We start from the raw sequence: 11,757 nt of genomic DNA on the forward strand, positions 1-11,757 counted from the left end.
TGCTGTTCCGGTTCCGTCATGTCGGGTCTCCCTGGGTGGGGCCGCCGAGGCACAGCGCGGTGGCGGGGCTCTGCAGCAACGTGTGGACGAAGAGGAGATCGGCGCCGCCGCGGTCCGCGGCGGCGATCCGGTGCGGGGTCAGCGAGTCGAAGTGCGCGCTGTCCCCCGGCGCGAGGGTGTGCGCGGTGTCCCCGAGGTGCAGCCGGAGCTGTCCCTTCAGGACGTACAGCCACTCCTCACCGGGGTGGACGCGCACGATGTCGCCCTGCGCCCCGTGCGGCACGTGCACGCGCAGCGCCTGCATGGAGCGGCTCGCGGCACCCGCCTGCCAGTAGGTCCAGCCGCCGGCCCGGGTCGCCTCCATGTCCGCGGCGCGGACGACCGCGTCCCGGTCGGCGACCGTCTCGCCGAGCAGTTCGGAGACCGTCGTACCGTAGACGCGGGCGAGCGAGAGCAGCATCGGCAGCGAAGGCTGACGCTGTCCGGTCTCCAGGCGGGACAGATGGGCGGGCGAGAGCCCGGCGGTGCGGGCGGCGGCCTCCAGCGTCAGGGACGCGCGGCGGCGCAGTTCGCGCAGCTGGGGGGCCACGGCGGGCAGCGTGTCGGCCGCCTCGGGCGGCGCCACGGGCTCGGCGGGCTCCACGGGCTCGGCAGGGCTCATACCCTGATTGAGCCAGAGCCTTGCCTCCCGGGCAACTTTCTTGCCCGAGAGGCAAAATATCTCCGTACGGCTGTACTTCTCTCCGTCAGCGGTTCGCGACCGCCTGCTTCACCAGTGTCTTGCCGAAGTCCCACATCAGGCCGCCGCCACTGTGCGCGTCGTCCATCACCGCCGTGAACGCGGCCACGAAACGGTCCACCTCGCGCTCCCCCACCGTCAGCGGCGGAATCAGCTTGATGACCTCCAGGTGGTCCCCGGAGACCTGGGTGAGGATGCGGTGCTTCTGCAGCAGCGGTACGACGACCATCTGCGCGAACAGCCCCTTGCGGGCGGCCTGCAGCATCGTCCAGCGCCCGCGCAGCTTCAGCGACTTGGGCCGGCCGAACTCGATGCCGACCATCAGGCCGCGCCCGCGCACCTCGCTCAGCAGCTCGTAGCGGTCCACGAGCGCCGCGAGGCGGGACCTCAGCAGCTCGCCGGTGACCCGGGCGTTCTCGACGACCTTCTCGTCGTCCATGACGGAGAGGACCGCGAGCCCGGCCGCCATGGCCTGCGCGTTCGAGCCGAAGCTCGCCGAGTGCACGAGCACCCGGTCCATCGACGAGTAGACCTTCTTGAAGATCCAGTCCTTGCCGAGCGTCGCGCCGACCGGCACGTAGCCGCCCGACAGCGCCTTGGCGACACAGACCAGATCGGGCTCGACGCCGTCCTCGTGCTGGTAGGCGTAGAAGGCGCCGGTCCTGCCGAGGCCCGTCTGCACCTCGTCGGCGATCAGCAGCGCCTTGTGCTGGTGCAGCAGCTCCTGGGCGGCACGCAGATAGCCGGGCGGCGCCGCGTGCACGCCCTTGCCCTGGATCGGCTCGACGATCAGCCCGGCGACATCGCCGCGCTTCAACTCCTTACGCAGCGCGTCCAGGTCACCGAGCGGCACCGCGGTGTCGGGAAGCAGCGGCGCGAAGCCGTCCCGGAACCCGTCCTCGCCGTTGACCGAGAGCGACCCGGTGGTGAGCCCGTGGAAGGCGTGCGCGCAGTAGAGCACCCGTGGCTTGCCCGTCGCGTAGCGCGCGAACTTCAGCGCCGTCTCGACGGCTTCCGTACCGCTGTTGCCGAAGAAGACCCGGTCCAGGTGGGGGCTGTGCGCGAGCAGCCGCTCGGCTAGCAGGCCGGGCAGCGGCTGGCAGTCGAAGCGGGTGAGGTCGGCGAGCGAGGCGTCGAGGACGTCGTGCAGCGCCTTGCGTACGACGGGGTGGTGACGGCCGAGGCCCATCACGCCGAAGCCCGCGAGCATGTCGAGGTAGTCGTCGCCGTCCGCGTCCCAGAAGTACGCGCCCTCGGCCCGCTCGTAGACCTTGTCGAAACCGATGGTGTGCAGCATGCGCGGCAGTTGGTGGTTGAGGTGCCTCGCGTGCAGCTCGTACCGCTCGCCGCCGCGTTCGGCGAGGAGTCTGCCGAGGTCGAACTCCTTGGCGGCGAGCTCTTGGGCGCCGAGCTGATCGGCGTCGAACTCCTTGGTCATGCGCTGTGCTCCTTGCCTGAACCCTGCTCCCCCGTGCTCTTCCTGGCCGCCGTCGTGGCGCCGATCCGTCCCGCGATCTCGACGGGCGTGAGCCCGAGGTCCGCGAGCACCTCGCCGCGCTTGGCGTGCGCGAGGAACTGCTCGGGGATGCCGAACCGCCGTACGGGTACGTCCACTTCGGCATCGCCGAGCGCGAGGGCGACCGCCGCGCCGACCCCCGCCGACCGGCTGTTGTCCTCCACGACCGCCACGAGGCGGTGCCGCGCCGCGAGGCCGGGCAGCGCCGGGTCGACGGGCTTGACCCAGCGCGGGTCGACCACCGTGCACCGCAGCCCGCGTTCCTGGAGCAGCTCGGCGGCCTGCAGACAGACCGGCGCCATCACCCCGACGGCGACCAGCAGCACGTCCGGGTCGGGCGCGGGATCCCGCAGGAGGACGTCCATGCCGCCGACCCGGTCCACGGCCGGGATCGCGGGCCCGACCGACTCCTTGGGGAAACGGACGAGGGTCGGCGCGTCGTCCACGGCGACCGCCTCCCGCAGCTGCGACCTCAGCTGGTCGGCGTCGCGCGGCGCGGCGATCCGCAGCCCCGGCACGACCTGCAGGATCGACATGTCCCACATGCCGTTGTGGGAGGCGCCGTCGACACCCGTCACCCCGGCCCGGTCGAGCACGAAGGTGACCCCGCACTTGTGCAGCGCGACGTCCATCAGGAGCTGGTCGAAGGCGCGGTTGAGGAAGGTGGCGTACACGGCGACGACCGGGTGGAGGCCGCCCGTGGCGAGTCCGGCGGCCGACACCGCGGCGTGCTGCTCGGCGATGCCGACGTCCCACACCCGGTCGGGGTAGGCCTCGGCGAACTTGGTGAGGCCGACCGGCCCGAGCATGGCCGCGGTGATCGCCACGACGTCGTCGCGCTCGGCACCGATGCGGACGATCTCGTCCCCGAACACCGAGGTCCAGGAAGGGCCGTTGGCCGGCGCGAGCGGCTCGCAGGTCAGCGGGTCCATGACGCCCACGGTGTGGAAGCGGTCGGCCTCGTCGGCGAGCGCGGGCTCATAGCCCCGGCCCTTCTCGGTGAGGCAGTGGACGAGCACCGGGCCGTGGAACCGTTTCGCACGTCGCAGGGCCGACTCGACGGCACCGATGTCGTGCCCGTCGATCGGCCCGACGTACTTGAGACCGAGGTCCTCGAACATGCCCTGCGGCGCGAAGGCGTCCTTGAACCCCTTCTTCGCGCCGTGCAACGACTCGTACAGCGGCTGTCCGACGACGGGGGTGCGCTGGAGTATGTCCTTGCCCCAGGCCAGCACCCGCTCGTAGCCGTCCGTCGTGCGCAGGGTGGCGAGGTGGTTGGCGAGGCCGCCGATGGTCGGGGCGTACGAGCGCTCGTTGTCGTTCACGACGATGATCAGCGGCCGGTCCTTGGCTGCGGCGATGTTGTTGAGCGCCTCCCAGGCCATCCCGCCGGTGAGCGCGCCGTCCCCGATGACGGCGACGACGTGTCCCCGCTCGCCGAGGACCTGCCGCGCCTTGGCGAGGCCGTCGGCCCAGCCGAGCGCCGTCGAGGCGTGGCTGTTCTCCACGATGTCGTGCTCGGACTCCTCGCGCGAGGGATAGCCCGAGAGGCCGCCCTTGCCGCGCAGCTTGGAGAAGTCCTGCCGCCCGGTGAGCAGCTTGTGCACGTAACTCTGGTGGCCGGTGTCCCACACGAGCCGGTCGACCGGCGACTCGAAGACCCGGTGGAGGGCGACGGAGAGTTCCACCACCCCCAGGTTGGGCCCGAGATGGCCACCCGTCCTGGCGACCGCGTGCACCAGGAACTCCCGGATCTCCCCTGCCAGTTCGTCGAGCTCTGCCCCGGAAAGCCCCTTCAGGTCCCGCGGCCCCCGGATGGTGTCGAGAATGGTCATGCTCGGGCCCCCTCTCTGGTTGTTCTCAGCTCACGGTGACGTCGGGCACCCCTGACGGGATGCCGTCGTCCTCCATCTGCGCGGCGATCTTCATCGCCTCCTCGATGAGCGTCTCCACGATCTTCGACTCGGGGACGGTCTTGATGACCTCGCCCTTCACGAAGATCTGGCCCTTGCCGTTGCCGGAGGCAACCCCCAGATCCGCCTCGCGCGCCTCACCCGGGCCGTTCACGACGCAGCCCATGACGGCGACGCGCAGCGGCACCTCCATACCGTCCAGACCCGCCGTCACCTCGTCGGCCAGCTTGTAGACGTCGACCTGCGCGCGCCCGCAGGAGGGGCAGGAGACGATCTCCAGGCGGCGCTGGCGGAGGTTGAGGGACTCCAGGATCTGGATGCCGACCTTGACCTCTTCGGCGGGCGGCGCCGAGAGGGAGACGCGGATCGTGTCGCCGATGCCCTCGGAGAGCAGCGCGCCGAAGGCGACCGCCGACTTGATGGTGCCCTGGAAGGCAGGGCCCGCCTCGGTCACGCCGAGGTGCAGCGGGTAGTCGCTCTGGGCGGCGAGCCGGCGGTAGGCGTTGACCATGACGACCGGGTCGTTGTGCTTGACCGAGATCTTGATGTCACGGAAGCCGTGCTCCTCGAAGAGCGAGGCCTCCCACAGGGCCGACTCCACGAGCGCTTCCGGAGTTGCCTTGCCGTACTTGGCGAGCAGCCGCTTGTCGAGCGAGCCCGCGTTGACACCGATCCGGATGGGCGTGCCCGCCTGCGCGGCGGCCCGCGCGATCTCGCGCACCTTGTCGTCGAACTGCTTGATGTTGCCGGGGTTGACCCGGACCGCCGCGCAGCCCGCGTCGATCGCGGCGAAGACGTACTTCGGCTGGAAGTGGATGTCGGCGATCACCGGGATCTGCGACTTGCGCGCGATCGTGGCGAGCGCGTCCGCGTCGTCCTGCGTGGGGCACGCCACCCGCACGATCTGACAGCCCGACGCGGTCAGCTCGGCGATCTGCTGCAGCGTCGCCCCGATGTCGGACGTACGCGTCGTCGTCATCGACTGCACCGAGACCGGCGCACCGCCCCCCACGGCCACCGGCCCGACCTCGATGCGCCGCGAGACGCGGCGCTCGGAGATCGGCCGGACCGGCAGCTCCGGGAGGCCCAAAGAGACGGGCTCTCCAGGGGTCATGACGTCACCCGCGGTTTCCGGAGACCGTCTCGCGGGCCGCGCGGATGGACTCCTTGAGGGAGCCCATGGTGGCGAGGACGGCGGTCGGCTCGTAGCCGCAGTGCGCCATGCAGTTGGCGCAGCGCGGGTCCTTGCCGCGGCCGTACTTGCTCCAGTCGGTCTCCTCGATGAGTTCCTTGTACGTGGGGACGTACCCGTCGCTCATCAGATAGCAGGGGCGCTGCCAGCCGAAGAGCGAGTAGTTCGGGATCGCCCACGCCGTGCACGGGAAGTCCGCCTTGCCCTCCAGGAAGTCCAGGAAGAGCGGCGAGTGGTTCAGGCGCCAGCGCCGCCGGTTGCCGCCCGCGAAGGCCTTCTTGAAGAGCTCGCGGGTCTGCTCGACGCCGAGGAAGTGCTCCTGGTCGGGTGCCTTCTCGTAGGCGTAGGCGGGCGACAGCATCATCTCGTCGACCTCCAGCTCGTCATTGAGGTAGTTGAGCACCTCGATGATGTTCTGCGGAGTGTCGTTGCTGAAGAAGGTCGAGTTGGTGGTGACGCGGAAGCCGCGCTTCTTGGCTTCCTTGATGGCCGCCACCGCCTCGTCGAACACGCCCTCCTTCGCGACGGACTCGTCGTGCCGCTCCCGCATTCCGTCGATGTGCACGGCGAACGCGAAGTACGGCGAGGGCGTGAACTTCTCGATCTTCTTGCGCAGCAGCATGGCGTTGGTGCAGAGGAAGACGTACTTCTTCTTGGCCACCAACTGCCGCACGATCTCGTCCATATGAGGGTGCATCAGCGGTTCGCCACCGGCGATGGACACCATCGGCGCACCGGACTCGAGCACGGCGCCCACGGCCTGGGCCACCGGCATGCGCTGCTTGAGCACCCCGGCCGGGTGCTGGATCTTCCCGCATCCCTCGCACGCGAGGTTGCATGCGAAGAGCGGCTCCAACTCGACAATCAGCGGGAACTTGTCCCGCTTGCGCAGCTTCTGTTCAAAGAGATACGTCGCGACCTTGATGGTCTGGCGCAGCGGCATGGCCATCTGGCTCACCTCCGAGGGAGCAAAGAAGAACGGTGCCATTCGAAAAAAGCGGGGAGCACGGCACGAAGAACGCGGAAAGCTGATATTCCACCGCGCACCGTGCCGATGCGGACGAGTTCGTGCTGTGGGGCATCCACGACCACCCGGACGGCCGCAACGGGCCGCTGCCCGGCGCGTACGGCGCTGCGCAGCGTCGCGGCGGACTCCATGTCCACGGCGATCGCGCCCGTGGCCAGGAGGTCGCCGCGCTCGTGGCCGCGGACGACGTGGTCGGAGCCGGTGAGCGGTCCGGTGTGCACGGTGCGGCCCGGCAGGGCCCGCACCAGCTCCTCGACCAGCAGCCCGGTTCCCGTACAGAGCGTGCTGCCGCGCGCGTCCCTGGTCTCCTCGGCGACGACGAGGTCGCCGGGGTGCATACCGGGGGCGAGTCCGGCACAGAAGCCGGTGGCCAGGACGGCCGCGTCGCGCAGGTCTTCCTTTCCGAGCGCCCCGCTGACGGCGCGCTCGGCGTTCTTGGGGCCCATGCCGGTGCGCAGCACGGTCATGGCGCCGGGGGCACCGCTGCGGTCGCCCGTGCGCAGGGCGAAGTGCTCGATGCCGAGCGCGCAGGCGATCAGCAGCGGGGCGGGGCCCGGCCGCGGGGCCGGGGTCCGGTCCATCACCTGCCCTTGCCCGGGTCGGCGCCACCGGCGAAGGGGTCCCCGTTGACGTACCGCCCGAGCGCGGTCAGCGGGAACACCTGCCGGTACAGGTGGTAGTTGATGGAGAAGTCCCAGGGGAAGCCGGTGCCGGTGAAGTACGGCTCGTCCCAGGAGCCGTCCGCGGTCTGCGTCTCGGCGAGCCAGGCGATGCCCCGCTCCACGGACTTGGCCTCGCTCTCGCCCGCCGAGAGCAGCCCGAGCAGCGCCCACGCGGTCTGCGAGGCGGTCGACGTGCCGTGTCCGGCCCAGCCGCGCTCGCGGTAGGAGCGCAGGTCCTCGCCCCAGCCGCCGTCGTCGTTCTGCACCGACTCCAGCCAGTCCACGGCACGGCGGATCGCGGGGTGCGAGGCGGGCAGTCCGGCCGTGACCAGGGCGGGCACCACGGAGCCGGTGCCGTAGACGTAGTTGACGCCCCAGCGTCCGAACCAGGCGCCCTCCGGCTCCTGTTCGGCGAGCAGCCACTCGATGCCGCGCCGGGTGCGCGGGTCGTGGGACTTGCCCTCGACGGCGAGCATCTCCACCACGTGTCCGGTGACGTCGGCGGACGGCGGGTCGATGACCTCCCCGAAGTCGCAGAACGGCAGCCGGTTGGGGAAGGCGCTGGTGTTGTCGACGTCGAAGGCGCCCCAGCCGCCGTTCTTCGACTGCATGCCGAGGTTCCAGCGCACCCCGCGCTCGATGGCGTTCTCCAGGCGCGCCTTGTCCGGGTGGGCCACCCGGCGCAGCGCGAGCGCCACCTCCGCGGTGTCGTCGATGTCGGGGTAGTTGTCGTTGTGGAACTCGAACGCCCAGCCGCCCGGCGTGAGTCCGGGCCTGCGCACCGACCAGTCCCCCGGCCGCACGATCTGCTCGCCGAGCATCCAGTCCGCGGCCTTGACCAACTGCGGGTGGTCCGCGGGCAGTCCGGCGTCGGCCAGCGCGATGGTCGCCAGACAGGTGTCCCACACCGGCGACTGACAGGCTTCGATCATCCGCGCGCCGTCCTCGCGCCACACCGCGAACCGGTCCAGGGAGTCGAGCCCGGCCTTCAGGACCGGGTGGTCCAGGTCGTAACCGAGCAGGTGCAGGGCGATCACGGAGTAGACGGCGGGCGGCTGGATCCCGCCCCAGCAGCCGTCGTTCTCCTGGCGCTCGATGATCCAGCGCGCGGCGCTGTTCATCGCGGCCCTGCGCAGCCGGCGCGGCGCGACCTTGTGGTAGACGTGCAGCGCCTTGTCGAGCCGCTGGAAGACGCCGTCCCAACTCGCCACGGGGGCCAACGGCTTGGTGGGGTTCGGACGGCGCGCGTCGGTGTGCAGCTCGTCCAGGGCGAAGGGCGCCGGGCGCACCGGACGCTTGGCGGAGACGATCGTGAGCGGCACGATGGTCTGGCGGGCCCAGCAGCCGAAGTCGTAGATGTTGAGCGGGACCCACTTGGGGAAGTAGATGAGCTCCGGCGGGAGTTCGGGGAGGTCGTCCCACTTCCACCAGCCGAACAGGGCGAGCCAGATCCGGGTGAAGACACGGCTCGCGGCGATGCCGCCCTGCTCGCGGACCCATGCGGAGGCCTTCGCCATGTGCGGCGCGTCGGGCAGGTCGCCGGCCAGGCGCAGCGCCACGTACGCCTCGATGGTGGTGGAGAGTTCACCGGGCCCGCCGAAGAAGGTGGCCCAGGTGCCGTCCTCCCGCTGCTCGCCGCGGATGAAGAGCGCGGCGGCCTGCGTGGTCCGCTCGTCCCGGATTCCGAGGAACTGCCGCAGGAGGAGGTCCTCGGCGTCCATGGTCACGTTGGTCTCGAGGTCCCCCTTCCACCAGCCCTGGGCGTCCTGGCGGGAGAGCAGGAAATCCGTGGAGCGTTGTATGGCCCGTGCGGCGACGTCACGGATGCCCGCTCTCTCGGCGGTCGTGTCGGTGGCGTCGGTGGGCTCGGTGGACCGGCTGGCCGAGGCTGCGCGGGGCGTGGCCGCTCCGGTGCTTCCGTCGGTCGTCGCTGTCATGGCTTCCCCTTCGTGCAGTGCGGTGGCTACTCTGCTGGGTCCGCCGTCGGCCGGTGCGGGGCGCCGGCCGGCGACTGCCTGGGAATCTGGGGGTCACCCCCCAGAAAACCCGGATATCCGCGCGATAGTGATCATCTCTCTCGTACGACGACGAAGTCGGCGAGCGCGACGAGCTGCGCCCGCACCCGGTCCGGCATCCTGACGGTGTCCAGCGCCTCGACGGCGATGGCGTGCTGCCGCCTGGCCTCCTTGGCGGTCCACTCCCGGCCGCCCGCCTCTTCGATGAGGGCGGCACGCATGGCGAACTCCTCCTCGGAGAAGTTCTCGAAGTCGGTGCTCTTGGCGTCGGCGGTGAGGAGTTCGCCGAGCCGCTCGGAGGCGGAGCCGCCCGCGGCGAGCGCGGCCACCACGGGCAGCGACTTCTTGCGCTGACGCAGATCGCTCCACGTCTGCTTTCCGGTGGCCTCCGGGTCGCCCCAGATGCCGAGCAGGTCGTCCACGGCCTGGAAGGCGAGGCCGAGGTGGTAGCCGTACTTCTCCAGCGTGTCGGCGGTGCGGTCGTCCGCGCCGCCGAGCACCGCGCCGATGGAGACCGCGCAGGCGAGCAGGGCGCCGGTCTTCTTGCCCTCCATCTCCAGGCACTCCTCGACGGTGACCCGGTCGCGGTGCTCGTAGCTGATGTCCTGTGCCTGGCCGTCGATCAGCGCGCGGGTGGCGGTGGTCAGGCGGCGCGTCGCGCGGCCCGCCTCGACGGTGCCGAGCTCCAGAAGGATCTCGTTGGCGAGCGCGAAGAGGGCGTCGCCGACGAGGATGGCCTGGGCGGGGCCGTGCACCTTCCACACGGTGTCGCGGTGGCGGCGCTGCTCGTCGCCGTCCATCAGGTCGTCGTGCAGCAGTGAGAAGTTGTGCACGAGCTCGACGGCTACCGCGCCGGGGACACCGACCTCGGGGCGGGCGCCGGCGGCCTCGGCGGAGAGCAGGGCGAGCGCGGGACGCACGGCCTTGCCGCCGTCGCCGTCGGAGGGGTTGCCCTCGGCGTCGATCCAGCCGAAGTGGTAGGCGGCCACGGTGTCCATGGGCGGCGCGAGGCGGTCCACCGCGGCCCGCAGCACCGGGGTGGCCAGGGTCCTTCCTTGTTCGAGCAGTGAGGTCACGTCCACCGTGTCGGCAGCCGTTTTCTCGGCCGAGGGCACAGTCGGCACAGTTTCTCCTCTTGTTCCGGTGCTGGTTCTCTGGGGACCTGACCCCAGATGGTCGAGCTTCATGCCGCCGCCTCCTCGAACGCGAAGAGGTGATCACGAGGGCGGTCGAGGGTGGAGAGGGCGGCCTCGGCCGCGCTGATGCCGCTGCGTACGGCGCTCTCCATGGTCGCGGGCCACCCGGTGGCGGTCCACGCGCCCGCGAGGTACAGGCCGCGGGCCTTGGTGCGGGCACCGGGGCGGAGCCTGCCGACACCGGGGGTGGGCGCGAACGTGGCCGTGCGCTCGCGGGTGACGAAGAAGTCCCGCACCTCGGCGCTGTGTGCCGCGGGCAGCAGCCGTTCGAGCTCGGGAAGATAGCGCTCTCGCAGCGCGGCGACGGGCGCGTCGATCTCGTCCTGTGCCACCGACTGCGAGAGGGCGAGGTACTGCCCCTCGGTCAGTCCGGACGCCTCGGTCCGGTCGAAGACCCACTGGACGGGGCTGCCGAGGGCGGCGAAGAACGGCCGCTTCAGGACCTTCCGGTCGTACACGACGTGGATGTTGAGGATCGGCGCGGTGTCGATGTCGAGCAGCCGGTCAGGGCGGTCGAGGGCGCCGTCCGGGAGGAGGTCGTGCGTCTCGTGCTGCGGCACGGCGAGCACGACGGTTTCGGCCTCGATGGTCTCGCCGGGAACCTCGACGCGCCAACCTCCGTTGTCCGTACGGGAGATGGAGGTGACTCGTGTCCTCAGTGCGGTACGGACTCCCGCGGCGTCGAGCGCCTTGCGGGCCAGCTTGTCGTGCAGATCACCGAGGGGCACCCGGGACCAGCCGATGTCGGCGGCGCCCGGTTCCGACAGCAGCCCGGTCTTGAACACCATCGCGGCGAGCCCCAGCGAGGCATCGCCCGCGACGGCGTTGAGCGTCGCGACGCCCACCAGGTCCCAGAGGGCCTCGATGGCGCGCGGCGACTGACCGTGCCGGGCCAGCCAGCTGCCGAAGTCCTGGCCGTCGAGCGCGGGATCGGTCGGGTCGAGACCCTTGAGGGCGAGCGCCGCGCGCCCCACCTTGGCGCGCTCGGCGACCGACAGATGGGGGTACGTGGCGAGGCTCGCCGCCAGGTGCAGCGGTACGGGCAGCGCGGCGCGGCGCAGGCGGCCGAGCCGGTTGCGGTCGGCGTCAAGGACGGGCACGTCGAGACGTTCCTGCAGGGGTGCGAGGTGCGCGCCCTCGACGCGGTCGAGGAACCAGCGGTAGGCCGTGCAGCAGCGCAGGTAGACGTGCTGGCCGTTGTCGACGGTCAGTGCGCCGCGCCGGAAGGAGAACGCGAGCCCGCCGAGCCTCGGCCGGCCTTCGAGCAGCGTCACGCGCAGCCCCGCGTCGGCGAGCGCGAGCGCCGCGGTGATGCCGGCGAGGCCGCCGCCGACCACCACGGCGGCCGCCCCCGCGGGGCGGCCTTCGGCGTCGTCGACCAGCCCCTCGGGCTGCATGTCCTCGCTGTTCACGCACCCACCCCTTCGGCCGTTGCAGTCTGGGACGCCGCCTTGGAGCGGAGGGTTGCCCGCCGCTTCACGGCCGGTGTCCCAGCCG

Annotated in this window: 9 protein-coding genes; all 9 read right to left on the minus strand. The window is 71.1% G+C overall.

The genetic code is table 11. The features are described from left to right. Positions 1-16: 16 nt before the first annotated feature. Complete coding sequence (locus ACZ592_RS13115; RefSeq protein ID WP_471581603.1) at positions 17-661, minus strand: helix-turn-helix domain-containing protein; 645 nt, start codon at positions 659-661, stop codon at positions 17-19. Between the two features lie 85 nt (positions 662-746). Then, positions 747-2,177, minus strand: a complete 1,431-nt coding sequence (locus ACZ592_RS13120; RefSeq protein WP_471581604.1) for an aspartate aminotransferase family protein — start codon at positions 2,175-2,177, stop codon at positions 747-749. Next, positions 2,174-4,090, minus strand: a complete 1,917-nt coding sequence (gene dxs / locus ACZ592_RS13125; RefSeq protein WP_471581605.1) for a 1-deoxy-D-xylulose-5-phosphate synthase — start codon at positions 4,088-4,090, stop codon at positions 2,174-2,176. The genes ACZ592_RS13120 and dxs overlap by 4 nt, the downstream gene beginning before the upstream one ends. Before the next feature lie 25 nt (positions 4,091-4,115). Beyond that, entirely contained in the window at positions 4,116-5,282 is a 1,167-nt protein-coding gene (gene ispG / locus ACZ592_RS13130) for a flavodoxin-dependent (E)-4-hydroxy-3-methylbut-2-enyl-diphosphate synthase (RefSeq protein WP_471581606.1), read from the minus strand. A 4-nt stretch (positions 5,283-5,286) separates the two neighbouring features. Beyond that, complete coding sequence (gene hpnH, locus ACZ592_RS13135) at positions 5,287-6,309, minus strand: adenosyl-hopene transferase HpnH (protein ID WP_471581607.1); 1,023 nt, start codon at positions 6,307-6,309, stop codon at positions 5,287-5,289. A gap of 5 nt (positions 6,310-6,314) precedes the next feature. Further along, positions 6,315-6,968, minus strand: a complete 654-nt coding sequence (locus tag ACZ592_RS13140) for a phosphorylase family protein (RefSeq protein WP_471581608.1) — start codon at positions 6,966-6,968, stop codon at positions 6,315-6,317. Next, complete coding sequence (gene shc / locus ACZ592_RS13145; RefSeq protein ID WP_471581609.1) at positions 6,968-8,986, minus strand: squalene--hopene cyclase; 2,019 nt, start codon at positions 8,984-8,986, stop codon at positions 6,968-6,970. Before shc ends, ACZ592_RS13140 begins: the two co-directional genes overlap by 1 nt. A 131-nt stretch (positions 8,987-9,117) precedes the next feature. Then, entirely contained in the window at positions 9,118-10,251 is a 1,134-nt protein-coding gene (locus ACZ592_RS13150) for a polyprenyl synthetase family protein (protein WP_471581610.1), read from the minus strand. Continuing rightward, a complete protein-coding gene (hpnE, locus tag ACZ592_RS13155) occupies positions 10,248-11,657 on the minus strand; it encodes a hydroxysqualene dehydroxylase HpnE (RefSeq protein ID WP_471581919.1) in 1,410 nt (469 codons plus the stop codon). Before hpnE ends, ACZ592_RS13150 begins: the two co-directional genes overlap by 4 nt. Positions 11,658-11,757 lie beyond the last annotated feature (100 nt).

Source organism: Streptomyces sp. NPDC040622 (genome assembly GCF_055593965.1).

Bases quoted from the DNA above. Each gene is read 5' to 3' on its own strand.
- ACZ592_RS13115 (WP_471581603.1), bottom strand. From the start codon at position 661: ATGAGCCCTGCCGAGCCCGTGGAGCCCGCCGAGCCCGTGGCGCCGCCC.
- ACZ592_RS13120 (WP_471581604.1), bottom strand. From the start codon at position 2,177: ATGACCAAGGAGTTCGACGCCGATCAGCTCGGCGCCCAAGAGCTCGCC.
- dxs (WP_471581605.1), bottom strand. From the start codon at position 4,090: ATGACCATTCTCGACACCATCCGGGGGCCGCGGGACCTGAAGGGGCTT.
- ispG (WP_471581606.1), bottom strand. From the start codon at position 5,282: ATGACCCCTGGAGAGCCCGTCTCTTTGGGCCTCCCGGAGCTGCCGGTC.
- hpnH (WP_471581607.1), bottom strand. From the start codon at position 6,309: ATGGCCATGCCGCTGCGCCAGACCATCAAGGTCGCGACGTATCTCTTT.
- ACZ592_RS13140 (WP_471581608.1), bottom strand. From the start codon at position 6,968: ATGGACCGGACCCCGGCCCCGCGGCCGGGCCCCGCCCCGCTGCTGATC.
- shc (WP_471581609.1), bottom strand. From the start codon at position 8,986: ATGACAGCGACGACCGACGGAAGCACCGGAGCGGCCACGCCCCGCGCA.
- ACZ592_RS13150 (WP_471581610.1), bottom strand. From the start codon at position 10,251: ATGAAGCTCGACCATCTGGGGTCAGGTCCCCAGAGAACCAGCACCGGA.
- hpnE (WP_471581919.1), bottom strand. From the start codon at position 11,657: ATGCAGCCCGAGGGGCTGGTCGACGACGCCGAAGGCCGCCCCGCGGGG.